This is a genomic window from Nocardioides aquiterrae (assembly GCF_039526625.1).
GTDB lineage: Bacteria > Actinomycetota > Actinomycetes > Propionibacteriales > Nocardioidaceae > Nocardioides > Nocardioides aquiterrae.
Window position 1 is genome coordinate 15,658 of the sequence record NZ_BAAAJE010000017.1, and the last position, 26,323, is coordinate 41,980.

Annotated in this window: 24 protein-coding genes and 2 pseudogenes; 17 read left to right on the forward strand and 9 right to left on the reverse strand. The window is 72.9% G+C overall.

Annotated elements, in window-relative coordinates:
• Window positions 1–29: 29 nt before the first annotated feature.
• Window positions 30–761, forward strand: coding sequence for a hypothetical protein (locus ABD086_RS16585; RefSeq protein WP_343908693.1), 732 nt, complete (start codon window positions 30–32; stop codon window positions 759–761).
• A complete protein-coding gene (locus ABD086_RS16590) occupies window positions 758–3,181 on the forward strand; it encodes a hypothetical protein (RefSeq protein WP_343908694.1) in 2,424 nt (807 codons plus the stop codon). The genes ABD086_RS16585 and ABD086_RS16590 overlap by 4 nt, the downstream gene beginning before the upstream one ends.
• Before the next feature lie 133 nt (window positions 3,182–3,314).
• On the opposite strand, the gene ABD086_RS16595 is transcribed toward ABD086_RS16590, so the two are convergent.
• Window positions 3,315–3,692 (reverse strand): ArsR/SmtB family transcription factor, encoded by a 378-nt coding sequence (locus ABD086_RS16595; RefSeq protein ID WP_343908695.1) that lies wholly within the window; start codon window positions 3,690–3,692, stop codon window positions 3,315–3,317.
• 152 nt (window positions 3,693–3,844) lie between these two features.
• On the opposite strand from ABD086_RS16595, the gene ABD086_RS16600 reads away from it, so the two are divergent.
• Window positions 3,845–4,894 carry a HupE/UreJ family protein gene (locus ABD086_RS16600; protein WP_343908696.1) on the forward strand — a complete coding sequence of 350 codons (1,050 nt, stop codon included), beginning with the start codon at window positions 3,845–3,847 and terminating at the stop codon, window positions 4,892–4,894.
• On the forward strand, window positions 4,891–5,910 hold the full coding sequence (locus ABD086_RS16605) for a cation diffusion facilitator family transporter (RefSeq protein ID WP_343908697.1): 1,020 nt from the start codon (window positions 4,891–4,893) through the stop codon (window positions 5,908–5,910). Before ABD086_RS16600 ends, ABD086_RS16605 begins: the two co-directional genes overlap by 4 nt.
• Window positions 5,911–6,022: 112 nt before the next feature.
• Here the strand turns inward: ABD086_RS16605 and ABD086_RS16610 are convergent, their stop codons facing one another.
• Complete coding sequence (locus tag ABD086_RS16610) at window positions 6,023–8,011, reverse strand: DNA gyrase/topoisomerase IV subunit B (protein ID WP_343908698.1); 1,989 nt, start codon at window positions 8,009–8,011, stop codon at window positions 6,023–6,025.
• 424 nt (window positions 8,012–8,435) lie between these two features.
• Here ABD086_RS16610 and ABD086_RS16615 point away from each other — a divergent pair, with 424 nt between their 5' ends.
• The 4 genes from ABD086_RS16615 to ABD086_RS16630 all read left to right on the forward strand — a co-directional run bounded on the left by ABD086_RS16615 (window position 8,436) and on the right by ABD086_RS16630 (window position 11,471).
• Window positions 8,436–8,669, forward strand: a complete 234-nt coding sequence (locus tag ABD086_RS16615) for a DUF7455 domain-containing protein (protein WP_343908699.1) — start codon at window positions 8,436–8,438, stop codon at window positions 8,667–8,669.
• Window positions 8,670–8,745: 76 nt separating this feature from the next.
• Window positions 8,746–9,222 carry a DUF456 domain-containing protein gene (locus tag ABD086_RS16620; protein ID WP_343908700.1) on the forward strand — a complete coding sequence of 159 codons (477 nt, stop codon included), beginning with the start codon at window positions 8,746–8,748 and terminating at the stop codon, window positions 9,220–9,222.
• On the forward strand, window positions 9,219–10,052 hold the full coding sequence (locus ABD086_RS16625) for an EamA family transporter (RefSeq protein WP_343908701.1): 834 nt from the start codon (window positions 9,219–9,221) through the stop codon (window positions 10,050–10,052). Before ABD086_RS16620 ends, ABD086_RS16625 begins: the two co-directional genes overlap by 4 nt.
• A gap of 33 nt (window positions 10,053–10,085) precedes the next feature.
• Window positions 10,086–11,471: a phytoene desaturase family protein gene (locus tag ABD086_RS16630; RefSeq protein ID WP_343908702.1), complete on the forward strand. Its 1,386-nt coding sequence runs from the start codon at window positions 10,086–10,088 to the stop codon at window positions 11,469–11,471.
• On the opposite strand, the gene ABD086_RS16635 is transcribed toward ABD086_RS16630, so the two are convergent.
• Window positions 11,459–12,922 (reverse strand): RNA polymerase sigma factor, encoded by a 1,464-nt coding sequence (locus ABD086_RS16635; protein ID WP_425571644.1) that lies wholly within the window; start codon window positions 12,920–12,922, stop codon window positions 11,459–11,461. The two genes, ABD086_RS16630 and ABD086_RS16635, sit on opposite strands and share 13 nt — an antisense overlap.
• A gap of 214 nt (window positions 12,923–13,136) precedes the next feature.
• Between ABD086_RS16635 and ABD086_RS16640 the strand changes: the two genes are divergently transcribed.
• The 3 genes and pseudogenes from ABD086_RS16640 to ABD086_RS16645 form a co-directional block, all read left to right on the forward strand.
• Window positions 13,137–14,105 carry an acyltransferase family protein gene (locus tag ABD086_RS16640; RefSeq protein WP_343908705.1) on the forward strand — a complete coding sequence of 323 codons (969 nt, stop codon included), beginning with the start codon at window positions 13,137–13,139 and terminating at the stop codon, window positions 14,103–14,105.
• Window positions 14,106–14,189: 84 nt separating this feature from the next.
• Window positions 14,190–14,546 (forward strand): annotated as a pseudogene (locus ABD086_RS25345) (DUF4386 family protein); the annotation flags it as partial.
• Between the two features lie 55 nt (window positions 14,547–14,601).
• Window positions 14,602–14,871: pseudogene (locus ABD086_RS16645) on the forward strand (DUF4386 family protein); the annotation flags it as partial.
• On the opposite strand, the gene ABD086_RS16650 reads toward ABD086_RS16645, so the two are convergent.
• Genes ABD086_RS16650 through ABD086_RS16660 form a run of 3 tightly spaced genes read right to left on the reverse strand, consistent with a single transcriptional unit; the run spans window position 14,855 to window position 17,196 of the window.
• Window positions 14,855–15,451: an HhH-GPD-type base excision DNA repair protein gene (locus tag ABD086_RS16650; protein ID WP_343908706.1), complete on the reverse strand. Its 597-nt coding sequence runs from the start codon at window positions 15,449–15,451 to the stop codon at window positions 14,855–14,857. The pseudogene ABD086_RS16645 and the gene ABD086_RS16650 sit on opposite strands and share 17 nt — an antisense overlap.
• Window positions 15,452–15,499: 48 nt before the next feature.
• Window positions 15,500–15,940, reverse strand: a complete 441-nt coding sequence (locus ABD086_RS16655) for a hypothetical protein (RefSeq protein ID WP_343908708.1) — start codon at window positions 15,938–15,940, stop codon at window positions 15,500–15,502.
• On the reverse strand, window positions 15,937–17,196 hold the full coding sequence (locus ABD086_RS16660; RefSeq protein WP_343908709.1) for a HAMP domain-containing sensor histidine kinase: 1,260 nt from the start codon (window positions 17,194–17,196) through the stop codon (window positions 15,937–15,939). The genes ABD086_RS16655 and ABD086_RS16660 overlap by 4 nt, the downstream gene beginning before the upstream one ends.
• A gap of 102 nt (window positions 17,197–17,298) precedes the next feature.
• Between ABD086_RS16660 and ABD086_RS16665 the strand changes: the two genes are divergently transcribed.
• The 6 genes from ABD086_RS16665 to ABD086_RS16690 all read left to right on the forward strand — a co-directional run bounded on the left by ABD086_RS16665 (window position 17,299) and on the right by ABD086_RS16690 (window position 23,068).
• Window positions 17,299–17,994 carry a hypothetical protein gene (locus ABD086_RS16665; protein ID WP_343908710.1) on the forward strand — a complete coding sequence of 232 codons (696 nt, stop codon included), beginning with the start codon at window positions 17,299–17,301 and terminating at the stop codon, window positions 17,992–17,994.
• A complete protein-coding gene (locus tag ABD086_RS16670) occupies window positions 17,991–18,653 on the forward strand; it encodes an ABC transporter ATP-binding protein (RefSeq protein WP_343908711.1) in 663 nt (220 codons plus the stop codon). Before ABD086_RS16665 ends, ABD086_RS16670 begins: the two co-directional genes overlap by 4 nt.
• Window positions 18,650–19,309, forward strand: a complete 660-nt coding sequence (locus ABD086_RS16675; protein ID WP_343908713.1) for an ABC transporter ATP-binding protein — start codon at window positions 18,650–18,652, stop codon at window positions 19,307–19,309. The genes ABD086_RS16670 and ABD086_RS16675 overlap by 4 nt, the downstream gene beginning before the upstream one ends.
• Entirely contained in the window at window positions 19,306–21,912 is a 2,607-nt protein-coding gene (locus ABD086_RS16680) for an FtsX-like permease family protein (RefSeq protein ID WP_343908714.1), read from the forward strand. The genes ABD086_RS16675 and ABD086_RS16680 overlap by 4 nt, the downstream gene beginning before the upstream one ends.
• 9 nt (window positions 21,913–21,921) lie before the next feature.
• Window positions 21,922–22,656, forward strand: a complete 735-nt coding sequence (locus ABD086_RS16685; protein ID WP_343908715.1) for a response regulator transcription factor — start codon at window positions 21,922–21,924, stop codon at window positions 22,654–22,656.
• Window positions 22,657–22,747: 91 nt separating this feature from the next.
• On the forward strand, window positions 22,748–23,068 hold the full coding sequence (locus tag ABD086_RS16690; RefSeq protein WP_343908716.1) for a PepSY domain-containing protein: 321 nt from the start codon (window positions 22,748–22,750) through the stop codon (window positions 23,066–23,068).
• 9 nt (window positions 23,069–23,077) lie between these two features.
• Here the strand turns inward: ABD086_RS16690 and ABD086_RS16695 are convergent, their stop codons facing one another.
• From ABD086_RS16695 to ABD086_RS16705, 3 genes are all read right to left on the reverse strand, one after another.
• On the reverse strand, window positions 23,078–24,424 hold the full coding sequence (locus ABD086_RS16695) for a hypothetical protein (RefSeq protein ID WP_343908717.1): 1,347 nt from the start codon (window positions 24,422–24,424) through the stop codon (window positions 23,078–23,080).
• A gap of 80 nt (window positions 24,425–24,504) precedes the next feature.
• Window positions 24,505–25,182, reverse strand: a complete 678-nt coding sequence (locus ABD086_RS16700) for a polysaccharide deacetylase family protein (RefSeq protein ID WP_343908718.1) — start codon at window positions 25,180–25,182, stop codon at window positions 24,505–24,507.
• Window positions 25,179–26,276 (reverse strand): MGDG synthase family glycosyltransferase, encoded by a 1,098-nt coding sequence (locus ABD086_RS16705; protein WP_343908719.1) that lies wholly within the window; start codon window positions 26,274–26,276, stop codon window positions 25,179–25,181. Before ABD086_RS16705 ends, ABD086_RS16700 begins: the two co-directional genes overlap by 4 nt.
• Between the last annotated feature and the right edge of the window lie 47 nt (window positions 26,277–26,323).

Sequence of the window (26,323 nt, forward strand, 5' to 3'; positions counted from 1 at the left end):
CGTCTCATCGTGACCGAGGTGCATTCACCATGGACAACCCCGAAGTTACCGCCGGACTTTCGGACGCCGAGCTCGCAGCAGAGGACGGCGTCGCGCTGCCCGACAAGGAGGTCGTGTCGATCCTCGACCTCAACGCCGACCTCGACCTCGCCATCGACGCCGCCGCGCCGATCGACCTGGGTGTCGCCGCGAACGCGAACGTCGCCGCTCCCATCGACGCGGCCGTCGGCGCCAACGTGCTTTCCGAGGGCTCGACCGCCCAGGCGCTCTCGGACCAGGGCGCGCTCGTCAACCAGGCGGTCAACGCCGATGCCACCGCGAACGCGGCCCAGGACAGCACCCTGGAGCAGGGCGCCGCTCCGGACGCCGCGGCCGCGGCAGCCGGTACGGACGCGGTCGGCACGGACCCGGTCGACCCGACCGCGGTCGGCACGACCGCCGGCGACCTGGGCACGGCGGCCGGCGACGTCGGCTCCACCGCCGGCGACCTCGGCACGGCGGTCGGCAGCGCGGCGGACGGCGACCTGCTGAACGTCGACGTCAATCTCGACGGCGACGCCAACATCGCGGCTCCGATCAACGGTGCCGTGGCGGCCAACGCCAACGTCGCTGCCCCGATCGACGCCGCGGTGGCCGCGAACGTCGGCTCGGTCGACAGCAACGCCGTGTCGATCTCCCAGCAGGACGCGATCATCAACCAGACGATCGACGGCTCGGCGACCGCCACCTCCGAGCAGGCATCCGACATCACGCAGCCGTGACCACGACGGGAGAGCGGGAGGAGCCCGCGCGCCACACCGCCCGCTCTCCCGCGGCGCCGGCGCCCGCTCGGGCGGCCGGCGTACAGCTCATGGGCGAGATGCCCGGCTCGGGCTACCGGGAGACACCGGCCCTCGCGCGCCGGGCGGACGGCCAGGTCGTCCAGCTGACGCCGCTGCTCTACCTGCTGCTCTCGGAGCTGGACGGCGACCGCACGCCTGCCGAGCTGGCGGACGCCCTGTCGACGGCGACCGGGCGGCAGGTCTCCGCCGAGAACGTCGAGCAGCTCACCGACAAGCTGCGCCGGCTCGGGCTCGCGGCGACGACGGACGGCGCCGAGCCCGAGCTCCGGCGCAGCAACCCGCTCCTGGCGCTCCGCTTCAAGGCGGTGGTCTCCGACCCCGACCGGACTCGGCGGCTGACGGCGCCGTTCGCCCGGCTCTTCAACCCGGTCCTGGTGCTGGCGGTCGTCGCGGTCTTCGCCTGGATCACCTGGTGGGTGCTGTTCGAGCGCGGCCTGGCGAGCGCGACCCACGACGCCTTCGCCCGGCCGGGCCTGCTGCTGGCGGTCCTCGCGATCACCGTCCTCTCGGCCGGCTTCCACGAGTTCGGCCATGCGGCCGCGGCGCGCCGAGGGGGCGCCACTCCCGGAGCGATGGGCGTCGGTCTCTACCTGATCTGGCCCGCCTTCTACACCGACGTCACCGACTCCTACCGGCTCGGCCGGGGCGGCCGACTGCGCACCGACCTCGGCGGGCTGTACTTCAACGCCCTGGTGGCGGTCGCGACGACCCTCACCTGGTGGGCCACCGACTACGACGCGCTGCTCCTGCTGGTCGCCACCCAGGTGCTGCAGATGCTGCACCAGCTGCTGCCCCTGGTGAGGTTCGACGGCTACCACGTGCTGGCCGACCTCACCGGCGTACCGGACCTCTTCCAGCGGATCGGGCCGACCCTGAAGGGCCTGCTGCCGTGGCACTGGCGCGACCGGGAGGCGCGCGTCCTGAAGCCGTGGGCGCGGGCGGTGGTCTCGGTGTGGGTGCTGACCGTCGTGCCCGTCCTCGCCATCACGCTGCTGCTGATCGTGACGACGTTCCCGCGGGTCGTCGGGAGCGCGTTGGCCAGCAGCCGGCTCCAGTGGGACCAGCTGACCGCCGCTGCCGACCACGGCGACCTGATCGCCGTCGTGGCCCGCGGGCTGGCGGCCCTCATCGTGCTGCTCCCACCCCTCGCCATCGGCGTGGCGCTCGGCAGGCTCGCCCGTCGTGGAGCCCGGTCGGTGTGGACCCGGACGGACGGCCGGCCGGTACGCCGCGGAGTCGCCCTGGTGACCGCCGCGGCTCTGGTCGCGGGCCTGGCGTGGGTGTGGTGGCCGTCGCCGGACCGGTACCGGCCGGTGCAGGCGTACGAGGGCGGCACCCTCACCGACGCGATCCCGCTGGCGCGCCCGGCCGCGCTGACCGAGGTCGGTGCGCAGGGCCGCGCCGCCATCTACCTGCCCCCCGGGCGGCAGGCCCCGACCCGCGACCATCCGATGCTGGCCGCGGTGCTGGTGCCGCACGGCACCGGGCAGGCACCCGCGACGGCGGACCAGGCGGGTGCCGCCGACGACGGCTCGACCGGATCGACCGGGTCGACCGCCACCGAGCCGCAGCCCTGGGTCTTCCCGATCGACCAGCCCCTCGCCCCGGAAGAGGGCGACAACCAGGCGCTCGCGGTGAACACCACCGACGACACCGTGACCTACGACGTCGCCTTCGCCCTCGTCTGGGAGGACGGGGACGGGACCGTCGACAACACCAACGAGGCTTATGCGCTGGCCAGCTGCGACGGCTGTGCGGCCGTCGCCGTCGCCTTCCAGGTCGTGCTGGTGACGGGACAGACCAACGTCGCGATCCCGCAGAACGTCTCGGTCTCGGTGACCAGCGGCTGCGTCGGCTGCCTCACCTACGCGCTGGCGGTGCAGCTGTTCGTCACCCTCGACGGCCCGCTGAGCGACGCGGCGATGACCCGGCTCGACGAGCTGTGGCAGCAGATCATGGCGTTCGCCGGTCACCTGGAGGACGTCCCGCTGGACCAGATCCAGGCCCAGCTCAGCGAGTACGAGAGCCAGGTGCTCGCGATCATCGAGGAGGACCAGGGCCTCGGAGCCGGCCCGAGCACATCGCCGAGTACCGACCCGTCCTCCTCCCCCACCACGGGTACCAGCGCGACGCCCTCGGCCGATCCGTCCGGCTCACCCACGCCCACAGCGACCGTCGGCACGCCGTCCGACAGCTCCTCGGCACAGCCTTCCGAGGGGTCCTCCGGAGGGTCCTCCCCCACCCCGACGCCCTCGGACACGGCCGAACCGACGCCCACCACCACCGCGACGCCGTCCGCCGAGACGACCACACCTGCGAGTGCCTCGAGCACGCCCTGACCGACGGCCACGCCTCGTTCTCGGCGCTGAGGCCGTTACCGGCCGCCCAGGATCGAGCCGTGGCAGGCGCAGCGTTGCCGAGGTGGAACGACATGGCGTGCTCTGTGAACCTGGCGATTCAGCCGAGATCGAGTCACGGTTCGGTGGCATCGTCGCCGACACGAGGCGCTGCGAGTCGGAGGTGTTCGGCGTGCGAGAGTGCCTGGTCGATGATGTCGATGACGTGGTCGTCGAAGAGTCGGTAGACGATGTTGCGGCCTTGGCGTTCTGCGGTGACGAAACCGAGGTGGCGGAGGTTTCGCAGCTGGTGGGAGACAGCTGACTGTTCCATACCGACGGCCTCGACCACCTCCCCGACTGTGAGGGTCCGGCCGTGGAGCGCGGTGATCAGGTGCAGCCGGCTCGGGGTCGCGAGGCCTTGAAGGATTGACGCGACGGTCTTCGCTGCGTCGGCGTCCAGTCCCTCACCCGCGCTTGTTGCGTCATGGTTGCCGCTGCGCTGGTGTCCCACGCGCCGAGCCTACGCCGAATATGAACGACTTTTCATATGTCTTACGATGGTCGCCGCACGTCCCGGCCCTGATGGAGACACTCATGCCGTCCCAAACGTCTGCCGCTGTTCGCCGCGGCGGTTCCGCAGTGCTGGTGGCGTCCGCTGGGGTCGTGGCGACCGCACTGCCCGCCTCGGCGCACGGCATCGGCGGCGACGCGGCCACCTCGAGCGTCGGCGGGTTCGTCGGCATCGGCATCGAGCACATGCTGCTCGGCTGGGACCACCTGCTGTTCGTCGCGGGCGTCGTCCTGCTAGCCGCCGACCCGCGCCGCGGGGCCAAGACCATCACCGCGTTCGTGCTGGGACACAGCCTCACCCTGATCGTCGCCACGCTCGCCGGCTGGAAGGTCAGCCCCACGCTGGTCGACGTCGTCATCGTGCTGTCGGTGGCGTTCGTCGGCGCGTACGGAATCCTGGGCAAGCCGTTCGGCTGGGACCTCTTCACCGCCATCGTGTTCGGCTTCGGCCTGGTGCACGGACTCGGACTCTCGACGCGCTTCCAGGCCCTCGGGGTCCCCGAGGACGGGATGGTGTGGCGGCTCATCGCGTTCAACGTGGGCATCGAGATCGGCCAGTTGACCGCCATCGTCGCCATCCTTGCCGTCGCCGGCGTCGTGTCGTCGATGATCTTCAGCGGCAAGCACGACTCGGCCCTCTCCACGGCCGCGTTCGTGGTCCTGTTCAACGTCGCTGCCATCGCAGCGCCGGTGCTGGCCTACCAGGGGTTCACCGAGGTCGGTCCGAGTGACGGGAACCTCGACGTCGCGCTGCCCGAGGGCTCACAGTGCACGATCGCGGAGCGCACCGAGACGTTCCCGGCCGCCGGCGGAGGCCACACCGACAAGGCGTTCTACGAGCCCGACGAGGAGCTGCCGATCGCGAGCTTCGGGCACTCGCTCGCCGACGGGTACGTCATCGTCCTGTACGCCGACAACATCCCCGAAGGCGATGTGTCCGCACTGCGCGAGTTCGTCACCTCCGACGACCCCAGAGGCGTGCTGGCCGGCGCCCGCGCCACGGAAGACCAGAGCGAGAGCGGTTCGGGTACCGAGGTCGTTGCCGTGACCGCGAACCACCAGATGACCTGCCAGGAAATCGACGTCGGCGCGCTGCGCCAGTTCAGCCGCGCCTGGATGGACTCGATCGGAGCGACCGCATGAGCCACGATCACGACCACCACGGACACCACCACGCGCCCGGGCCCGGGCACCAGCACCCGGGCGGAGTGAAGGGTTGGTTGAGCGAGCTGGTCCGCCCGCACAGCCACGACACCGCGGACTCCGTGGACGACGCGCTCGAGGCGAGCGCTCAGGGCATCCGCGCGGTGAAGATCAGCCTGGTCGTCCTTGGGCTGACGGCGCTCGGCCAAGCCACGCTGGTCGCGGTGACCGGTTCGGTCGCGCTGCTGGCCGACACGATCCACAACTTCTCCGACGCGTTGACCGCAGTCCCGCTGTGGGTGGCGTTCGCACTGGCGCGGCGCCGTCCGAACGCCCGGTTCACCTACGGCTACGGGCGCGCCGAGGACCTGGCGGGGATCTTCATCGTCGCCATGATCGCGATCTCCGCCATCGTGGCCGGGGTCGAGTCGGTCCGCCGGCTGCTGGATCCTGCGGACCTGGCGCACCCCTGGGTGCTCATGGCCGCCGGGATGATCGGCTTCGCCGGCAACGAGCTGGTCGCCTCCTACCGGATCCGGGTAGGACGCCAGATCGGCTCCGCGGCCCTGGTCGCCGACGGTTTGCACGCACGTACGGACGGGTTCACCTCTCTCGCCGTCGTGCTGGGCGCTCTCGGCGTGCTGGCGGGCTACCCGCTCGCTGATCCGCTGGTCGGGCTGCTCATCACCGTCACGATTCTCGTGGTCCTGCGCGGGGCGGCGCGCGACATCTACCGCCGACTGATGGACGCCGTCGACCCCGCGATGACCGACCAGGCCCGCATCATCCTCGCCACCACCCCGGGCGTCGTCGACGTTGAGCACGTTCGCCTGCGGTGGCTAGGCCACCGGCTCATCGCCGACGCCGGCATCACGGTCGCCGACGACCTCGACCTCCTCGCCGCCCACGACATCAGCCACCATGCCCAGGACCGTCTCATCGAGGGCATCGGGAAGCTGACCGACGCGACAATCCACGTCAGCCCGGCGGCGCCGCACGTGAGGGCCAGGTCATAGCCACCCTCGACCACCCCGGCCACCAGCAGCGGCAGCCCGAGTGCCACCGTCTGCAGGACGCCACCCACCAGCGGCCCCAGAGTGCGCAGCGGGCTCCACTTGCGCCGGAACATCAGGCGTCCAGCGCCTCCACGTCGACCTCGTACGCGCCCTGGACCAGGAACTCCTTGCGCGGCGCGACGTCGGAGCCCATCAGCAGCTCGAAGACGCCCGCGGCGCCCTCGGCATCGTCGATGGTGAGCCGGCGCAGCGTGCGGTGCCGCGGGTCCATGGTGGTCTCGGCCAGCTGGTCGGCGTCCATCTCGCCGAGGCCCTTGTAGCGCTGGACCGGCTCCTTCCACTTCACGTTCTTCTTCTTCAGCTCGGCCAGCTTCCGCTGCAGCTCGTCGTCGGAGTACGTGTAGACGTACTTGTCCTGGCCCTTCTTCGGGCTGGAGATCTCGACGCGGTGCAGCGGCGGGACCGCGGAGTAGACGCGGCCGGCGGCGATCAGGTCCGGCATGTACTTGAAGAACAGCGTCGCGAGCAGGCACCGGATGTGGGCGCCGTCGGAGTCCGCGTCGGCCATGAAGATGATCCGGCCGTAGCGGCGCGCCTCGAGCTCGAAGGTCCGGCCCGAACCGGCGCCGACGACCTGGATGATCGACGCGCACTCGGCGTTCTTGAGCATGTCGCCGACCGAGGCCTTCTGGACGTTGAGGATCTTGCCGCGGATCGGCAGCAGCGCCTGGAACTCGGAGTTGCGGGCCAGCTTGGCGGTGCCCAGCGCCGAGTCGCCCTCGACGATGAACAGCTCGGTGCGGTCGTTGTCCACGGCGCGGCAGTCGGCGAGCTTCGAGGGCAGCGCGGAGGACTCCAGCGCGTTCTTCCGGCGCTGGGTCTCCTTGTGCTGGCGCGCCGCGAGCCGGGTCTTGGCGGCCGCCGCGACCTTGTCCATGACCAGCCGCGCCTGGGCCTTCTCCGCCCGCTTGGTGGAGGTGAGGAACTTCTTCAGCTCCGCGGACACGACCCGGCGTACGACGGTGCGCGCGGCCGGCGTCCCGAGGATCTCCTTGGTCTGGCCCTCGAACTGCGGCTCCGCGAGCCGGACGGTCACGACGGCGGTCATGCCCTCGAGCACGTCGTCCTTGATCACGTCGTCGTCGTTGACCTTGAGGACCTTGGTGGCCTTCATCGCGTCGTTGAACGTGCGGGTGACCGCCTGCTCGAAGCCGCTGAGGTGGGTGCCGCCCTTGGGCGTCGCGATCACGTTCACGAAGGACCGCAGCACGGTCTCGTAGCCGGTGCCCCAGCGGACGGCGACGTCCACGTGCAGCTCGCGCTCGACCTCCTGGGGCGTCATGTGGCCCTTGTCGTCCAGCAGCGGCACGGTCTCGGTGAACGTGTCGGAGCCCTGCAGCCGCAGGATGTCGGTGACCGGCTCGTCGGGGGCGAGGAAGTCGGCGAACTCGGCGATGCCGCCGTCGTGGCGGAACTTCTCCTCGACCGGGTCCGGACCGCGCAGGTCGCGGATCACCAGCTCCAGGCCGGGCACGATGAACGACGTCTGCCGGGCCCGGCCGATCAGCTCGTCGTAGACGAACGTCGCGTCCTTGGTGAAGATCCGGCGGTCCGGCCAGAACCGGATCCGGGTCCCGGACCGGCCCTTCGCGACCCGGGCACCCTTGCGGGTGAGGCCCGACTTCGGCTCGAACGACGCGTCCGGACCCTCGCCGACGAACACCCCGGGCGTGCCGTGCCGGAAGGAGAGGCCCTGCTCGGACGGCGAGCGCTGCACGTCGATGTCCATGCGGGCGGACAGCGCGTTCACGACCGACAGGCCGACGCCGTGCAGGCCGCCGGTGGCGACGTACGAGCCACCACCGAACTTGCCGCCGGCGTGCAGCTTGGTCGCCACCACCTCGACGCCCGGGAGGCCGGTCTTCGGCTCCTTGTCGGTCGGGATGCCGCGGCCGTCGTCGTGCACCTCGGCCGACCCGTCGGGGTGCAGCGTGACCTCCACCCGGTGGGCGGCGCCGGCGAGGGCCTCGTCCACGCCGTTGTCGATGATCTCCCACAGGCAGTGCATGAGGCCCCGCGTGTCGGTCGACCCGATGTACATCCCGGGACGCTTGCGCACCGCCTCCAGTCCCTCGAGGACGAGGAGATGTGCGGCGTTGTACGTGTTGTCGATCGTGGGGCTCCTGCCGAAATCCGTGGGCTTCTCCGCTCCGAATCTACCTGCGACACGCCGGACGCCGATGAAGGCTCGCCCGCTGGGGCCGGGGCTACCGTGGGCAGCACTTCCCCGCGCACCACCTGCACCACCCACGGCAGCACCAGCACCACCAGCGCAGCGGCAACCGCACCACCGTCCAGCACTGTCGTCCTCTTCACATCGCGGGCATCCGAAGCATGGAAAACCCGGAAGCGGGAAGAGAACACGTGATTGGATTGACGTGTCGGGTACCACGTCGAAGCGGGAATCTTGGATCCGGTCAGTACGTTGAGCCAGACACCGAGGCAGAAGAAGAAATGAGGCCGATGTGACCACTGCACTTGCTTCCAACTCCGCCGCGCTGAGCGCTGCGGACCGTTGCGACCGCTGCGGAGCCCAGGCCTACCTTCGCGTGGAGCTCCAGTCGGGCGGTGAGCTGCTCTTCTGCGCCCACCACGCCCGTGAGCACGGTGACAAGCTCCGTGAGATCGCCGCCAACGTCGTCGACGAGACCCACAAGCTCACCACGACCCCCGCCATCGCTCCCGACGACGAGCGCTGACGCCCAGGTCGCTCACGAGGGCCCCGGACGCGAGTCCGGGGCCCTCGTGCGTCTCCGGCCTCCCTAGGATCTCCGCGTGACCACCACGGACCTGATCGCCGCCCTGGTGATCGCCGTCGGCCTGGTCGGCATCCTGGTGCCGATCCTGCCCGGCTCGATCCTCGTGGTCGCGGGCGTCGTCGGCTGGGCGATCGCGGTCGGCGGGCCCACCGCGTGGGCCGTCGCCGGCGTCGCGACCGCGCTCGTGGTCGCCGGGACCGTCGTCAAGTACGTCGTACCGGGCCGCCGGCTGCAGGTCGCCGGGATCCCGGCCACCACCCAGTGGGCCGGCGTGCTGCTCGGCGTCGTCGGGTTCTTCGTGGTCCCGGTCGTCGGCCTGTTCCTCGGCTTCGCGCTCGGCATCTACCTGGCCGAGCTGGCCCGGGTCGGCTCGAAGCAGGCGTGGCCGTCGACCCTGCACTCGCTCAAGGCCGTGGGCCTGAGCATCGTCATCGAGCTCGCCGCCGCACTCGCCGCGACCGCCGTCTGGGTCGCCGGGGTGGTCGCGACATGAGCATCCTGCTCTCGCTGGGCGCGGCGCTGTCCTACGGGCTCAGCGACTTCAACGGCGGCCTGTTCTCCCGCCGGGGTGGCGCCTGGGCGGTCTCGCTGCTCGCCCAGCTCGGCGGCACGGCGCTGGTGCTGGTCGTGGTCCTGTTCGACGGCGGCTCCCCGCACTCGACCGACCTGGCGTGGGCGGTGCTCGCCGGCGTCGCCAACGGGTTCGGCACCGCGTTCCTCTACCGCGGCCTGTCCTCGGGCCGGATGGGCGTCGTCGCGCCGGTGTCCGGGGTCGGGTCGGTGCTGGTGCCGGTCGTGGTCGGCCTGCTCACCGGCGAGCGTCCCGGCTCGCTCGTGCTGCTCGGCGTGCTGCTCGCGTTCCCCGCCATCTGGCTGGTCTCGCGCGAGCCGGTCGAGGGGCCGACGACGGGCTCGGGATCGGGGCTGGGCGACGGCGTGCTGGCCGGCCTCGGGTTCGGGACCCTGTTCGCCGCGCTGGCCCAGATCCCCGAGGAGGCTGGCTTCCTCCCGCTCGCGCTGAACCAGCTGGTCGCGGGCGGGGCGATCATCCTGGTCGCGACCGCGCTCCGGCAGCCGTGGCTCCCCCGCAACCGGTACGCGCTCGGCGGCCTGCTCAGCGGGGTGCTCGGCGCCCTCGCCACCGGGCTCTTCCAGGTGGCCACCCAGCAGGGGTACCTCACGGTGGCCGCGGTGATCACCTCGCTGTACCCGGCGTTCACGGTCATGCTCGCCGCCACCGTCCTGCGCGAGCACGTCCACCGCACCCAGGCGCTCGGCCTCGCCCTCTGCGCGGGAGCCGTCGTCCTGGTCGCCGCGGGCTGAGTACCGGGCGGCGGCGTGGGTAACGAGAGACGCATGGACGCCGTCGTCGTCGGCTCGGGCCCGAACGGGCTCTCCGCCGCCATCACCCTCGCCCGGCAGGGCCTCGCCGTCACGGTGCTGGAGGGCCACGACGAGATCGGCGGCGGCACGCGCACCGCCGAGCTCACCGTGCCCGGCGTGCGGCACGACGTCTGCTCCGCGATCCACCCGTTCGGCATCGGGTCGCCGTTCTTCCAGTCCCTGCCGCTCGCCGACCACGGGCTGCTCTGGCGGCACCCCGAGATCGACCTGGCGCACCCGCTCGACGACGGCACCGCGGGCGTGCTGGTCCGCGACATCGGGGAGACCGCCGCGGGCCTGGGCGTCGACGGCGACCGCTGGCGGGCCGTCTTCGGCCTCGCCGCCGAGCGGTACGACGACCTCGCTCCCGAGGTGCTCGGGCCGATCCTGCACGTCCCGCGCCGGCCGGTGCTGATGGCCCGGTTCGGGCTGCGGGCGGGCCTGTCGGCCACGGTGCTGGCGCGCGCGTTCCGGACCGAGGCCGCCCGCGCGCTGTTCGCGGGCGTGGCCGCGCACATCTCCCGGCCGCTGGACCGCCCCGCCACCGCGTCGATCGGGGCGTTCATGATCGGCGCGGGCCACCGCTACGGCTGGCCGGTCGCGGAGGGCGGCTCGCGGGCGATCACCGACGCGCTGGCGAGCCTGCTGCGCTCCCTGGGCGGCGAGGTCCGCACCGGCGTGCGGGTCGGCTCGCTCGCCGACCTCCCCGACGCCCGGGTGGCGCTCTTCGACACCACCCCGACCGGGTTCGCCGACATCGCGCGGCGGCCCCGGCCGCGCTGGAAGTACGGCATGGCGGCGTACAAGCTCGACCTCGCGGTGCGCGGCGGCGTGCCGTGGACGGCCGAGGCGTGCCGCCGGGCCGGCACCGTGCACGTCGGCGGGACGATCGAGGAGATCGCGCACGCCGAGGAGCAGGCCGCGAAGGGGCAGCTGCCGGAGCGGCCGTTCGTGCTGGTCGGCCAGCAGTACCTCGCCGACCCGACGCGCTCGGCGGGCGACGTGCACCCCGTCTGGGCCTACGCCCACGTCCCGCACGCGTACGCCGGCGACGCGACCGACCTGGTGCTGGACCAGCTGGAGCGGTTCGCGCCCGGGCTGCGCGAGCGGATCGTGGGGATGCACGTGACCGACCCGGCCGGGTTCGCGGCGTACAACCCCAACTACGTCGGCGGCGACATCGCCTCCGGCGCGGTGACGGTTCCGCAGCTGGTGCTGCGCGCGCCGTACCGGACCGGCGTGCCGGGCGCCTACCTGTGCTCGTCGTCGACCGCTCCGGGGCCCGGCGTGCACGGCATGTGCGGCTACCTGGCGGCGAACGCCGCCCTCGCCGACCTCAGGTCGGGTCAGTCCAGGTAGTCGCGCAGCACCTGCGAGCGCGACGGGTGCCGCAGCTTCGACATGGTCTTGGACTCGATCTGGCGGATCCGCTCGCGGGTCACGCCGTAGACCTTGCCGATCTCGTCGAGGGTCTTCGGCTGGCCGTCGGTGAGGCCGAACCGCATGCTCACGACGCCCGCCTCGCGCTCCGAGAGGGTGTCGAGGACGGCGTGCAGCTGCTCCTGCAGGAGCGTGAACGACACGGCGTCGGCCGGGACGATCGCCTCGGAGTCCTCGATCAGGTCGCCGAACTCGGAGTCGCCGTCCTCGCCGAGCGGGGTGTGCAGCGAGATCGGCTCGCGGCCGTACTTCTGGACCTCGATGACCTTCTCCGGGGTCATGTCGAGCTCCTTGGCCAGCTCCTCCGGCGTGGGCTCGCGGCCCAGGTCCTGGAGCATCTGGCGCTGCACGCGGGCCAGCTTGTTGATGACCTCGACCATGTGCACCGGGATGCGGATGGTGCGGGCCTGGTCGGCCATGGCGCGGGTGATCGCCTGGCGGATCCACCAGGTGGCGTACGTCGAGAACTTGTAGCCCTTGGTGTAGTCGAACTTCTCGACCGCACGGATCAGACCGAGGTTGCCCTCCTGGATCAGGTCCAGGAACAGCATGCCGCGGCCGGTGTAGCGCTTGGCGAGGCTGACGACCAGGCGGAGGTTCGCCTCGAGCAGGTGGTTCTTGGCGCGGCGGCCGTCCTCGGCGATCCACTCCAGCTCCTCCTGGAGCTTCGGGGACATCTTGCCGCCCTTGGCGAGCTTCTCCTCCGAGAACAGGCCGGCCTCGATCCGCTTGGCGAGCTCGACCTCCATCTCGGCGTTGAGCAGCGGGACCTTGCCGATCTGCTTGAGGTAGTCCTTGACCGGGTCGGCGGTCGCCCCGGCGACCATGACCTGCTGCTCGGGCTCGTCGGTGTCGTCGGCCGCGGAGACGACGAACGACGCCTCCTTCTCGTCCTCCTCGATGGAGGGGTCGGTGGCGACGTCCTTCTCGAACTGCTCGTCGGGCAGGTCCGGCAGGACCTTCTTGCCGTCCGGGCCGATGACGACCTCCTCGACGGCGACCTCGACGGCGACGTCCTCGCCGGGCTCCGGCGTGGCGGCGGCCTTGGTCGGGGCGGCGGCCCGCTTCGCGGGGGCGGCCTTCTTCGCCGGGGCGGTGGCGGTCTTCGTGGCCGGCGCCTTCTTCGCGGCGGCCTTCGCGGTCGTCGTCTTGCGCGCCGAGGTGGCGGCGACCGCCCGCGAGCTCGCCGGGATCTGCACCGAGATGCCGAGCCCGCTCAGGTGGGCCAGCAGTGCCTTGAGGTGGCGCGGCTCGACCGCGGCGTCCTCACTGGCCTGCCTGACCTCCTCGGGGGTGATGCTGCCGGTGGGGGTGCCTCGCTCGATGAGGGCCACGACGGCAGGGTGCGTGAGCACCTCGGCAGGGAGCATCTTGCGCGCGTTCGAGGACACGAACACCTCTCGTGAAACGACGGTCAAACGGTTCCGGGGCGCGGCCCATCCCGGTGTCGTCAAGAGCCGCGGAGTTCATTCTGCCACGGCCACCCTGAGATCCCGGCACCGATCCCGGCAATGGGCCCGAACTCCGGCCTGCCGTCCAGACACCGGCGGTTTGAACACCCCGACCAGCGGTCACCCTCACCCAATGCGTGCTACCCGGGCGGTCGGCCCCGACGCGCTGCGCCTGCTCGGCCTGGTCGCGATCGTCGTCGGCCACGCCATTCCGGACGATCGCGTCCGCGAGGCCGTCTACCCGTGGCACGTCGCCGTGTTCTTCTTCCTGGCCGGCTACCTCTGGAAGCCCGACCGCACGCTCGCCGACGAGGCCCGCCGCCGCTGGCGGTCGCTGCTGGTCCCCTACCTCGCGTGGGTCGCGATCATCGGCCTGCCGCTGCTGGCGTACGACGACCTCACCTCGCGGGCCACGGTCGGCGAGCGGCTCTCGTCGTTCGTGCACGGGGGCACCTACCTCCACAACCCGTTCCTGGCGTTCTGGTTCCTGCCCGCGCTGGCCGTCGCGGCGCTGCTCTACCGGGCCCTGCACGCCCTCCTGGGCGCGCGGGGCGCCCAGGCCGCCTCGCTGCTCGCACTCCCCCTGACCTTCGTCCACGACCACATCGCCACGGTTCCGTGGTCGGTCGGCGTCGGGGCCGTGGCGGTGTTCTTCGTGGGCGCCGGCCACCTGGTCCAGCAGCATCGCGCCTGGCTCCCCCGGCTCTGGCCGCCGGCGCTCGCGCTCGGAGCCGCGCTGGTCGCGTCCGGGCTCTCGACGCCCCTCGACATGAAGGCCGGCGACTGGGGCACGCCGGTCCTGAGCTTCCTCGTCGCCGCGCTGCTCAGCGCCGGGCTGCTCGGGCTCTTCGAGTTCGCCTTCCGGGGCGGCGGACCCGCGTGGATCTCGCGGGCCGCATCCCTCGGCCTGGTGCTGGTGCTGACCCATGCCGTCCCGCTCTACCTCACCGACTACCAGCTGCCGCGGTGGGCGCTGCTGGCCAGCGCGCTGGGCTTCGGGGCACTGATGGCGTACCTCGCCCGCAACCGCCCCGCCCTCACCGGTACCCGTCCGGCGCCGGCCCCCGCTCGGGAACCCGAGCGCGAGCTCGTCGACGCCTGAGGCGCGCCGCGGGGCCGGGTCCTTCGCCTCTGGCGGAGCCCGTCCCGGGTGCGGAGGCTGGTCGGGACGCACCGAGGAGTGGACATGAGCACCGACCCGGCCACCACCGAACGGCGCAACGCCGCCATCGCCGGCGTACTGCTCCTCCTCGGCTTCACCGGCGTCGGGGTCGTGGCCCTGACCGGGCCGGTGCTCGACGCCGAGGACCCGCTGGCAGCGATCCCCGGCAACGAGCACCGGCTCGCCTGGGCCGCCGTCCTCCAGCTCGTGATGGCCTTCGCGTGCTCAGGCATCGTCGTGTTCCTGTACGGCGCGCTGGCCCGCGTCGACAGGGCCTGGGCCACGTGGTCGCTGGTGCTGCGCTCCTTCGAGACCGTCCTCATGATCGTCGCGGCGGGCATCCTGCTGTCCCTGTCGACGCTCGGCGGGGAGGCAGCGGGAGCGGACGCCGCCCTCGCCACGGCACTGCGGGGGGGGCTACGAGTGGACGGCCTCGGTCCTGGCGATCCTCGCCTGGAGCCTGGGCGCGGCGATCTACCACGTGCTGTTCTACGTCGGCCGCCTGATCCCTCGCTGGCTCGCCCTCTGGGGGATCATCGCCGTGCCGTTCGCCGTTGCCGGCTGCCTGCTGGTGGTCTTCGGCGTGATCACCGCCGACGACACCGCGAACACCGTGCTGACCCTGCCCCTCGGCGTGCAGGAGATCCCGCTCGCGATCTGGCTGATCGCCAAGGGCACCTCACCCCACGTCAGCGCTGCGGGCTGACCCCGGGTCCCGATCCCGCGCTCGTCTTCGCGGCGGCCTTCTTCTGCTTCTTGTAGTCGCGCACCTTCTGCAGCGACGCCTCGTCCACGACGTCGGCGACCGAGCGGAACCCGTCCTCGGCATAGGCGCCGACCGCCGCCTCCCAGCCCTCGGGCCGGACGTCGAGCTGCTTGGCCAGCAGCGCCACGAAGATCTGGGCCTTCTGCTTGCCGAAGCCGGGCAGCGCCTGCACCCGCTTCATCAGGTCACGACCGTCGGCCGCCTCGGTCCAGATCCGCTCGGCGCGGCCGTCGTACTCGTCGGCGACGATGCGGGCCAGCTCCTGCAGCCGCGCGGACATCGACCCGGGGAACCGGTGGATCGCCGGCGGCGTGCTGCACAGCGCGGCGAACTCCTCCGGGTCGGCCGCGGCGATCCGGGCCGGGTCGAACGTCCCGAAGCGGTCCAGCACCTTGGCAGGGCCGCGGAAGGCGTGCTCCATCGGATACTGCTGGTCGAGCATCATGCCAGCGAGAACGGCGAACGGATCGGTGCTCAGGAGCTCGTCGGCGTGCGGGTCGCCGGTGATGTGCAGTGCCATGGCGCCCAGCATGCCCGATGCCGACCGGCGGCTCAGCGGGCGCGGCCGCTACGGGGTCGCGGCGGCCCCGACCGTGGTGATCGGCAGCCCGAAGTGCTGGAGCCGGTGCGGCAGGTCCTGGTGGAGTCGCTCGGCGACCGGGTGCCGGGCGAGCGCGAGGATGATCTCGTCGACCGGCTCCCCGAACAGGATCTCCTCGATCGCGTCCATCGGGTTGTTCCGCACCGACACCGAGGCGATGACGTGGCCGCCGGCCGCAGCCTCCAGCGTCGGGAGCGCCCGCATCAGCTCCCGCTCCGCCTCCTCGGCCTTGTCGTGGCGCTCCGGATGGAGCAGGTGCACCTCCCCGCGCGCGGGGTTCGGGACGACCAGGCGGAAGCGGGCCGGGCTCCGCGCGGCGCGCTCGCGCACGGCCGCCACCAGGTCGGGCGTGAACGCGGTCCCGTGGCACACCACCAGGACGCGGGCTGGACGCGAGCTCTCCGTCATGGGCCGACGGTGCCGGGATCAACCTGCTCAGCACCTGAACGCGGCACCAGCAGCGTGAAGCGCGTTCCGTCCTCGTCCTGGCTCAGCAACAGCCGACCCCGCTGGGACCGAGCCAGCGTCCTCGCGAGCGCGAGCCCCATCCGACCGCCGGACTCGGCGGGCGGCCACGGCACCGGCGACCCACCGCGATCGACCACGTCGATCGCCACCACACCGGAGGCTTCGCGGCCCGTGACGGTCACCGCTCCCGCACCGTGCCGGTAGGCGTTGTCCAGCAGGACCTGGAGCACCTGCCGGACCGCGGCTTCCGACGCGCCGGCCGTCAGGCCGGCGTCGACCCGCAACCGGAGGGGCCGACCGTCGAGCGCGAACGTGCCGTGCCAGGCGTCCACGACGTCCGCGAGCACCGGCTCCACCGCGAAGCCGCTCGCGTGCGGCGCCGGCTCGCGCGTCACCGCCAGCACGTCGTCGACCACCTGGGACAGGTGATCCGCGGTCGCCAACGCCTCGCTCACCATGCCTGCCTCCAGCTCCAGGCGCAGCCGGGTCAGCGGCGTACGGAGCTGGTGCGAGGCGCGCGCCGAGAAGGAACGTTCCCGGTCCACGAACGCCGACAGCCGCACCGCGGTCGTCGCCAACGCGTCCGCCGTCTCGTCGATCTCCGGCACGCCCGAGCGCTCGGCCCGGGCGCCGAGGTCCCCGGCGCCCATCCTCGTCGCGGCACGCGCGAGCTCGCGCATCGGCCGGGTGAGACGTCGCGCCTGCCAGTAGGCGAAGACGCCGGCGCCGGCGAACGCCACCAGGCCCAACGCGGTCAGACCCAGGAACCGGCGGGCGAGCGTGGCGTGCAGGTCCGCGCGGGGCGACGACGCGACGACGACGCCGATGATCTCCTCGTCGACGCTGACCGGCACGGCCTCGGCCAGTACGTCGCCGTGGTCCGCGTCCTCGACCCTCCCGGTGCGGGCAGCCAGTCGCGCCGCCTCGAGCTCACGCGCGCCGGGACCGGTGACCAGGTGCCCGGCGGGGTCGTACAACGACACCTCGATCGGCGCCGTCACCGCCGGGAGCTCCACCGGGTCACCGGTCCGGTAGCTCGGGGACACCGCGGTCGCCGCGGTCAGCGCCGCCCGCTCCAGCTCACCGCGCTCCTCACCGACCGCGTCGCGCTGGATGGCGACCGCGAGCGGCACACCCAGCAGCAGGACCGCCAACAGCACGGCCGACAGGGCCACCACGAGGATCCGGCGTCGCACCCGGCCACCTTCTCACCGCCCGCGTCCCCGCGACCGAGTTCTCACCTGCCGCTAACCTTCCGCTGGCCATCCGCTGGGGAGCCGGTTCCTAGCGTCGAGAGCATGACGAATCCCCGGAACGCCCGCGCTGCGACCACGGCGGCCATCGCGAGCGTGGTCGCCCTCGCGGCAGCCGCCCTCGCGGGGTGCAGCTCCGCGAGCGGACCGTCCTCGGCGCCGACGGCAGCGGGCTCTCCGACGTCGAGTGCGTCGGCCGGGCACTCAGGAAGGCCGGGCCCACCGGCCAGCACCCCAGCCTCGGCGCCCGACTCGGCACACCCGACCGAGTTCAACCCGCCCGGAGACATCCCCGACGACGCCGTGTTCGTCGACCACGTGGCGCCAGGCTCGGCGGTGCACTTCACGGTCCCGGAGGGCTGGGCGCGCACGACCACCCACGGGGTCACCACGTACACCGACAAGTACAACAGCATCAGCATCGAGGTCCGCCCGGCCAAGCGGCCACCGACCGTGGCCAGCGCGCGCCGCGTCGACGTCCCGGAGATCCGGCGCAGCGTCGCCAGCTTCCAGGGCGGACCGATCACCGAGGTGACCCGCCAGCACGGTTCGGCCGTGCACCTCGCCTACCTCATGGATTCCGCGCCGAACCCGGTGACCGGCAAGGTCGTGCGCGATGCTGTCGAACGGTTCGAGTTCTGGCACGCGGGCGAGGAGGCGATCCTCACCCTCGCCGGGCCTCAGGGCGCCGACAACGTCGACCCCTGGCAGATCGTCAGCGACTCCGTCCAGTGGCGATGACCGACACCCGGCTGCGCGCCGACCGGGTCTACCGCTTCTACCGCGCTGGGGACGAGGAGACGCTCGCCGTCCAGGGCGTCACGCTCGAGCTGGCTGCCGGCGAGGTCGTGGCCCTGTGCGGACCGTCGGGATCGGGGAAGTCGACGCTGCTCGCGTGCCTGGCCGGCATCGACGAGCCCTCCGGCGGCACCGTGTGGATCGCCGGCGAACGGGTCAGCGGCCGCACCGAGGCGGAGCGCGCCCGGATCCGCGCTCGCCGGGTGGGGGCGATGTCCCAGTCCGGCAACCTCTTCGGCCACCTGACCGTCCTCGGCAACCTCCGCCTCGCCCAGTCCCTCGCCCAGGGCCGCGACCTGCCGGATGCCAGCGAGCTGCTCGCCGAGCTCGGCATCGGCACGCGTGCCCACGCGTGGCCCGACCAGCTGTCGGGTGGCGAGCTGGTCCGGGCGTCGCTGGCCGTCGCACTCGCCAACGGGCCGAGCGTCCTCCTCGCCGATGAGCCGACCGGAGAGCTGGACGAGACGACCGAGGCACGGCTGCTGTCGCTGCTCCGGCAGCGGGCCGAGAACGGCGCCGCGGTGCTGGTCGCGAGCCACAGCCAGGCCGTCGCCCGGGCTGCCGACCGCACCCTGTACCTCGAGGACGGGAAGCTGGCATGACCGACCTCCTCGTCCACTGCGACCACGTCGGCCGCACCTACGGCCGCGGCGAGCGAGCCGTGGTCGCCCTGCACGACGTCACCTGCGCCGTCCGAGCCACGGACCGGATCGCCCTGACCGGCCCGTCCGGGTCGGGGAAGTCGACCCTCCTGCAGCTGATGGCCGGCCTCGACCGCAGCACCTCCGGCACGGTGACCTGGCCCACCTGGGACGGGTCCCCGTTCGGGCATCCCGAACGGGCGGGCGTGGTGTTCCAGGAGGCCAGCCTGATCCCGTCCCTGTCGGCTGCGGAGAACGCGGCCTTCCCGCTGCTGGTCCAGGGCGTGGCCGCGGACGAGGCCCGCGAGCGGGCCGGCGACGCGCTGGACCTGCTCGGGGTCGGCGCGGTCGCGAGCCATGAGCCGGACGAGCTGTCCGGCGGCCAGGCCCAACGCGTGGCCATCGCCCGCGCCCTCGCCACCCGGCCGGCGCTGCTCCTGGCCGACGAGCCCACCGGCAAGCTCGACAGCGCCACCGGCGCCCACGTCGTCGACCTGCTGCTCCACGCGTGCGCGGAGGTCGGCGCCGGACTGGTCGTCGCCACCCACGACCACGCGGTGGCCCGCCGGATGGACCGCACGTGGGCCATCCACGACGGCGAGCTGGTGACGCCATGACCTGGCGCTGGCTGGCCGGGCTCGCCCGGAAGCGACCCGTCCGGTTGCTGGCGACCGCGGCCGGCGTGGCCATCGCCGTGTCCCTGCTGGCGGCGCTCGGCGGGTTCGTCGTCGGCTCCGAGCAGACGATGACCGACCGGGTCGCGGCCGGCGTGGCCGTCGACTGGCAGGTGGCCGTGGCGCCACGGCACGACCCCGCGCAGGTCGTCGACGCGCTGCGTGCCGACCCGCGGACGACCGCCGCGGTCCGGGTGGGCTTCGCGGATGCCCCGGGACTGCACGCACGGTCGGGCGGAACCGTCCAGGACACCGGCGCCGCCCGGGTGCTCGGCCTGCCCCCGACCTACCGGGCCACCTTCCCCCAGGCGGTGCGCGTACTCGTCGGGAACACCGACGGTCCGGTGGTCGCCCAGCAGACCGCGGCGAACCTCCACGTCACCCCCGGCGACACCATCACGATCCGGCGAGCCGGCCGGCCGCCGTACCAGGTCCGGATCACCGGCGTCGTCGAGCTCCCCCAGGCCGACTCGCTCTTCCAGCGGATCGGCGCACCGCCGCAGTCGCAGCCGGTCGCGCCACCCGACAACGTCGTGCTGCTGCCCACGGCGCGCTTCGACGCCGTGTACGCCGGCACCCCGGTCTCGACCCAGATCCACGTCGCGCGGGACCACGCCGCACTCCCGCACTCCCCCGACGCCGCCTTCACCGAGGAGACCGGCGCTGCGAACAACCTCGAGGTGAGGACCTCGGGCGCGGCCGTCGTCGGCAACAACCTGGGGGCCGCCCTCGACGCCGCCCGGGAGGATGCCGGGTACGCCCGCATCCTGTTCCTGTTCCTCGCCGTGCCGGGCGCGGTCCTGGCGGCCGGCCTGACGGGGGCGGTCGCGCAGGCCGGGGCCGAGCGACGACGCAACGAGCAGGCGCTGCTCCGCGCCCGCGGCGCGGCCCCCGGCCGGCTCGTGCGGCTGGCGCTGCTGGAGGCCGGCCTGGTCGGCCTCGTCGGCGTCCTCGTGGGGCTGGCGGTCGCGTGGGTCACGGGCGCGACCCCGGTGCTGAGCTGGGACGTCGCCGCCGCCACGGTGGGCGTGGGCGTCGCCGCCCTGGTCGTGGCCGCGCCGGCGGTCCGCGACGTCCGCGCGCTGGCGGCCGACCAGGCGGCCCGCAGCCGCAGCCGCAGCCGGCCCGCGTGGATGCGCTACGGGCTGGACCTGCTGCTGATCGCCGCCGGGCTGGTCATCGTCCGGGTGTCCGGCCAGAACAAGTACACGCTCGTGCTCGCGCCCGAGGGAGTTCCGACGGTGTCGGTCAGCTACTGGGCGTTCCTGGGTCCCACGCTGGCGTGGGCCGGCGCCGGCCTCCTGTGCTGGCGAGTGGCCGACGGCATCCTCACCCGCGGGCGGCGCCTGGTCACGGCTGCGGCGCGTCCCTCCCTCGGTGCGCTCGCGCCCACCGGCGCCTCCATGCTGCGCAGGCGCCGCCGGGTCATCGCGCGCTCCACCGTGCTCCTCGCCCTCGCCATCGCCTACGCGTGCTCGACCGCCACCTTCAACTCGACGTACCGGCAACAGGCCGAGGTCGACGCGCAGCTCACCAACGGCGCCGACGTCACGGTCACCGAACCCGTCGGCGCCGACGTGCCGCCGTCCTACGCGGATCGACTGGGCCAGGTCGCGGGCGTCCGGTCGGTCGAACCGATGCTGCACCGCTTCGCCTACGTCGGCAACGACCTCCAGGACCTGTACGGCATCGACCCGACCGGGATCACCCGGGCGACGCACCTGCAGGACTCCTACTTCCAGCAGGCGACCGCGACGCAGGCGCTCGCCGGGCTGCAGGCCCGCCCGGACGGGATCCTGGTCAGCGCCGAGACCGTCAACGACTTCCAGCTCAGCCCCGGCGACCTGGTCCGGTTGCGGATCCAGGACGCACGGACCCACCGGTACGTCACGGTGCCCTTCCACTACGTCGGCATCGTCAACGAGTTCCCGACCGCGCCGAAGGACAGCTTCATCGTCGCCAACGCCGACTACGTCGCCGCGCGCACACACAGCGACGCGGTCGGCACGTTCCTGATCGACACCGGTGGGCGCGACATCACCGGCGTGGCGGACCGGGTCTCGGCGGTCGTCGGCACCGACGGGAGCGTCGGCACCCTGCTCCAGGCCCGGGGGCTGGTGGGATCGAGCCTGACCTCGGTCGACCTGTCTCGACTCACGCGCCTCGAGCTCGCCTTCGCCCTGCTGCTCGCGATGGCCGCCGGCGGTCTCGTCCTGGGCCTCGGGCTCGCCGAACGGCAGCGGGGCATCGCGTTGATCACCTCGCTGGGTGCCAGCGTGCGGCAGACCCGGCGCCTCGCGGCCACGGAACCGGTCTACGTGCTCGTCGTCGGCACGGTGATCGGGTTGGCGGCCGGCTGGGCCCTGGCCTCCCTGACGGTCACGGTCCTCACCGGTGTCTTCGACCCACCGCCCACCTCCCTGGCGGTGCCGTGGACGTACCTCGCCGTCGTGGTCGTCGGAGCGGCGGCCTCGGTGCTCGCCGGCACCGTCCTGGTCACCCGCCGGGCCCGCGCTCGCGCCCGGGACCTGCTCCGCGGCACCTAGGCTCTGGGCATGGCAACGGTGCTCGTCATCGAGGACGAGGCCCGGATCGGCGACCTGCTCGCGGCTGCCCTCACCGCCAACGGACACGACGTCGACTGGCGCCGGACCGGCGCGGAAGGGCTCCGCGCCGCCCGGGCCGGCACGATCGACCTGGTGCTCCTCGACCTCGGGCTCCCCGACGTCGACGGCGTGGAGGTGTGCCGTTCCCTCAAGCGCGCCCAGCCCCAGTGCGTCGTCGTCATGCTCACCGCCCGCAGGGACGAGATGGACGTCGTGGAGGGCCTGGAGGCCGGTGCCGACGACTACCTGACCAAGCCGTTCCGGATGACCGAGCTGCTCGCGCGGGTGCGCGCCCACCTGCGCCGGGCCGCGGTCGCGGAGTTCGTACCGGGCGTGTTCACCAGTGGTGACCTCACCGTCGACCCCGGGGCACGACGATGCCTGATCCGCGACCGCGAGGTGGTCCTGCGTCCGAAGGAGTTCGACCTGCTCGCCCGGCTCGCCGCGGATGCCGGGCGCGCCGTGAGCCGGGAGTCGCTGATGGACGACGTCTGGGACCGCAACTGGTTCGGGTCGACCAAGACCCTGGACGTGCACATCGCCTCCCTGCGCCACCGCCTGGATGCGGCCACCCAGTCGTTCGATCCCCCCGCCACCGTCCCGGGGATCAGCACCCTGCGGGGGCACGGGTACCGGCTCGACGACGTCCCCCCTGCCCGTGGTGCCGCGATCCAGAGCCCGTGAGCACGGGTGATTCAGCGTCGCTTCAGCAGGGACGTCGCAGGCTGGCCGCATCCCGGTGCAGACCCGGGAGGAACCCGATGGAAGGACAGTCATGCGCAAGCGAGCAGTCATCGCCGCTGCCGGAGCAGGGGCGGCACTGGCCGTCGCCGCCGGCGGTGTCGCCGTCGCGACGAGCGGGGACGACGGGGCGACCAGCCGCCGGTACACCCAGGAGCAGGCCGACGCTGCGACGAAGGCCGCCCTCGAGGCGACCGGCGGAGGGACGGCGAACAGCGTCGAGACCGACGACGAGAACGGCGCGACCTACGAGGTCGAGGTCACCAAGCCCGACGGCACCACGGTCGACGTCCGCCTCGACGAGAGCTACCAGGTCGTCGTCATCGAGGGCGACGGCGACTCCGGCGGCAGCTGAGGCCCTCCGTCACCGGTGCTCGAACACGTGCCAGTCGCCGGCCGCGGTCACCTCGCGGTAGCGGGCGTCGAAGACACCTTGTGCGCGCGTCGCGTCGATCCCCCACGTCGCGAGCGATCCACCGGAGACGACGACCCAGCGCGGGGCCTCCGGGCCGACCAGGAGGCTGCTGAAATCGGCCAGGCGCGGGTCGCGAACCCGCGCGGTCAGGCTCCACAGGTACGGATACGGACTCTGCAGACCGGCGGCACGGACGATGTTCGGGTGGCCGAGCTCGACGACCATCGTGTCGCCCGGGCGGGACAGGGTGCGGATGTAGCCGGCGACCTCCGCGTCCGACGACAGCTGCAGCGGATGTCGGACCGCGAGCGCGAGCGCGAGCACCGCGCAGGTCGCCGTGTATCCGGTCGCCAGCCGGAGCCACCGCCCGCCGTCGGAGGCGGCGATGAGGAGCACCACGCCCGGGACGACCGCGATCAGGTAGTGCTGCCAGTAGCTGCCACCGAGCGCGGCGCCGGCCAGCTCCCACGCCAGGACCGTGACGGACGCCCACGGCAGCAGCGGCTCGCGCCGCGGGCGCCGTACCCCGACCAGTGCCGCCGCGACGAGCAGCGGCAGACCGGCGACCAGACCGGCCAGGAGGAGCGTGTGGAAGCGCTCGGCATTGGTGCTCGCGGCGGAGCTGTCGATGACGGTCGCCGCCTGGGCACGGAACGTGACCAGGGCGTCCCACAGCCCGCGCGGACCGGTCCCGCGGAGATCGGCGCAGATCAGCGCGGCCAGGAGGGCGCCCACGCCACCGGCGGCGAACGCGGTCGCCCGGGAGGCTGCTTCCCACCACCGCCGTTGCAGACCCAGGCCGGCCAGCAGCACGGCCGCGACGACGATCCCGTCGATCATGTTCTGCTTCACCAGCGCCGCGGCGGCGGCGAGGACACCGGCGAGGAAGGGCAGGGCGTACCGAGCGACGTCGGTGCGGGCCGCCACCGAGCGGGCCAGGAGAACGAGTGCGCCCAGCACGAACGGCACCGCGAGGAGCTCGCCGTCGATCTCCATGCCGTCGAACAGCGGGGTCGACAACAGCGCTGCACACACGAGCGCCCCGGTGACCCCGGCCAGCCGAGCCGCGAGAACGACCGAGGCGACGACCGCGACCAGACCGAGCATCCGCAGCGGGACGGCGCCGCCGAGCTCGTCCGCGAGCCAGTAGAGACCGATGAGCAACGGTGGTCGGTCCACGAAGTAGGCGCCGTACAGGGATCTCCCGGCCGACCACTGGGAGGCGACCAGCAGGTACCCGCCCTCGTCCGGGCTGAGCGGCTGGGTCAGGAACGGCAGCCGCACGAGTGCCGCCACGACCGCGATCAACCCATACCAGGACAGGCGCCGTGCCGGGTCGAGTCGCGTCGGTGCCGGCCGATCCAGCGCGAGGCTGGTCATCCCCAGTGCTCCGCCAGGGGGCCGAACGGTGTCGCCCGGTCCCGCAGCAGCAGCTCGGTGGCGGCCAGCGTCGCCCGCCACGAGTCCTTCGCCGAGCTCCGGTCGGTGTCGTGCAGCAGCACGGTGCCGCCCGGCCGCAGCTCGCGCCGCACCGTGCTGACGATGCGAGACGGTGTCGCCCTCCGCTCCCAGTCACGGCCCCACGCCGACCAGAGCACGGTCTCGAGCCGGAGGTCGGCGGCCACCCGCACCGTCCAGGGAGCCAGGACCCCGTAGGGCGGTCGGTACCAGCGGACCGGCGCCCGAGCGGCCTCCTCCACGACGTCACGAGCGGCGCGGAGCTGTTCTCGAAGGGCCTGGGGAGGCAGCAGCGCTGTGCAGCGGTGCGTCCACCCGTGCACCGCGAGCTCGTGCCCCTCGCCGACCATGCGGCGAAGGAGGTCTGGCTCCGCGGCGGCGTGCCGGCCGAGGAGGAAGAACGTCGCGCGGACACCATGCCGCTCGAGGAGCGCGAGGAAGTGGGGAGTGCTCGCGGGGTCGGGGCCGTCGTCGAACGTCAACGCGATGTGGCGTCGGTTGCTGTTGCCGGACAGCCGGTCGGGCACCCGCGCGGGGGTCAGGCGGCGTCGCAGCGGGTGGATCGAGGACGCCACGCTGAGCGCTGCGCCGGTCACGCGGCCTCCAGGGTTCCGTCCGGCGCGTCGACGGCGGTGAGGGCGTCGAGGACCGTCGGAGCACCCGCGGGCAGCCGGTCGACGCGGGGCTCCCGGAGTGCCGACGTGAGAGCCGCCCGCAGGTCCTCGGACGTCCGGACCCACGGGACCAGCCCGGCCCGGTCGAGGCTGTCCGCGTTGGCGGTCCCATGACCCGGGATGGGCCGGTAGGTGATGACCGGCGTCCCGGATGCGAGCGCCTCGAGAGAGGTGAACCCGCCGGCGTTCTGCACCACGCAGTCGCTGGTCGTGAGGAGGGCGGCGAGGTCCGCGCGCCAACCGAGCGCGACGACGCCGGGCACCGCGTCGAGACGCCTCCTGAGGGTCGTGTTGGTGCCACACACCACGACCGGCGTCATCGCGCCGGTGGCGAGGATGTCGTGGGCGGCCTGCTCGAGCTCGCCGATGCCGAGCGACCCGCCCACCACCAGGGCTCGGGGCCCGATGATCTCCAACGCGGCGAGGGGGTCCGCCCCGGGACCTGCAGGCGGGGAGACCAGCGGCCGGATCGTCACCGCCCGGCCACCGTAGGCGCGGGCCTGATCCGCGGCGACGTCGTGGATCGCGAGATGCAGGTCCACGTGCCGGCTCACCCAGAGGCTGTGCACGGACGCGTCCGTCAGGTACGTCACCGCCGGCGCCTCCAGCCAACCGCGCCGGCGCGCATGGCCGAGCGCCTGGGCACCGAACGGATGGGTCGTCAGCACGAGGTCCGCCCCGGCGACGGCGCGCGCGACCGGGCCGGCGCCGATGCGCAGGCCGGTCGTCGCGAGCCGATGCATCGACCGACCCGGTTCCAGGCGACGCAACGTGGCGTCCCACGAGTCGGGGCGACGGCGGAGCTGGGTGTAGTACGTCGAGCGCAGCAGCGGGCCCAGCCGCAGCGGGAGGAGCTCGGCGACGTCATGGATCGTCACCGCACAGCCGGCGTCGCCCAGGTGGCGGGCGAGCTCCCGGGCAGCTGCGTCGTGGCCGGCCCCGTAGCTTCCGGTGACGATCGAGACTCGTGCGTGGCGACCGTCGTGGTCGAGCAGCGGGGGCAGCAGCGGCACCATGGCGCCACCCTGCTCCGCGGCACCTGCACCCAACCTGAACGGCGGGC

What these genes read in the sequence shown, in the direction of transcription:
- ABD086_RS16665 (WP_343908710.1), top strand. Translation starts at nt 17,299, where the DNA reads ATGACGAATCCCCGGAACGCCCGCGCTGCGACCACGGCGGCCATCGCG.
- ABD086_RS16690 (WP_343908716.1), top strand. Translation starts at nt 22,748, where the DNA reads ATGCGCAAGCGAGCAGTCATCGCCGCTGCCGGAGCAGGGGCGGCACTG.
- ABD086_RS16670 (WP_343908711.1), top strand. Translation starts at nt 17,991, where the DNA reads ATGACCGACACCCGGCTGCGCGCCGACCGGGTCTACCGCTTCTACCGC.
- ABD086_RS16640 (WP_343908705.1), top strand. Translation starts at nt 13,137, where the DNA reads ATGCGTGCTACCCGGGCGGTCGGCCCCGACGCGCTGCGCCTGCTCGGC.
- ABD086_RS16635 (WP_425571644.1), bottom strand. Translation starts at nt 12,922, where the DNA reads ATGCTCCCTGCCGAGGTGCTCACGCACCCTGCCGTCGTGGCCCTCATC.
- ABD086_RS16630 (WP_343908702.1), top strand. Translation starts at nt 10,086, where the DNA reads ATGGACGCCGTCGTCGTCGGCTCGGGCCCGAACGGGCTCTCCGCCGCC.
- ABD086_RS16655 (WP_343908708.1), bottom strand. Translation starts at nt 15,940, where the DNA reads ATGACGGAGAGCTCGCGTCCAGCCCGCGTCCTGGTGGTGTGCCACGGG.
- ABD086_RS16675 (WP_343908713.1), top strand. Translation starts at nt 18,650, where the DNA reads ATGACCGACCTCCTCGTCCACTGCGACCACGTCGGCCGCACCTACGGC.
- ABD086_RS16585 (WP_343908693.1), top strand. Translation starts at nt 30, where the DNA reads ATGGACAACCCCGAAGTTACCGCCGGACTTTCGGACGCCGAGCTCGCA.
- ABD086_RS16705 (WP_343908719.1), bottom strand. Translation starts at nt 26,276, where the DNA reads ATGGTGCCGCTGCTGCCCCCGCTGCTCGACCACGACGGTCGCCACGCA.
- ABD086_RS16610 (WP_343908698.1), bottom strand. Translation starts at nt 8,011, where the DNA reads ATGTACATCGGGTCGACCGACACGCGGGGCCTCATGCACTGCCTGTGG.
- ABD086_RS16685 (WP_343908715.1), top strand. Translation starts at nt 21,922, where the DNA reads ATGGCAACGGTGCTCGTCATCGAGGACGAGGCCCGGATCGGCGACCTG.
- ABD086_RS16605 (WP_343908697.1), top strand. Translation starts at nt 4,891, where the DNA reads ATGAGCCACGATCACGACCACCACGGACACCACCACGCGCCCGGGCCC.
- ABD086_RS16680 (WP_343908714.1), top strand. Translation starts at nt 19,306, where the DNA reads ATGACCTGGCGCTGGCTGGCCGGGCTCGCCCGGAAGCGACCCGTCCGG.
- ABD086_RS16650 (WP_343908706.1), bottom strand. Translation starts at nt 15,451, where the DNA reads ATGGCACTGCACATCACCGGCGACCCGCACGCCGACGAGCTCCTGAGC.
- ABD086_RS16625 (WP_343908701.1), top strand. Translation starts at nt 9,219, where the DNA reads ATGAGCATCCTGCTCTCGCTGGGCGCGGCGCTGTCCTACGGGCTCAGC.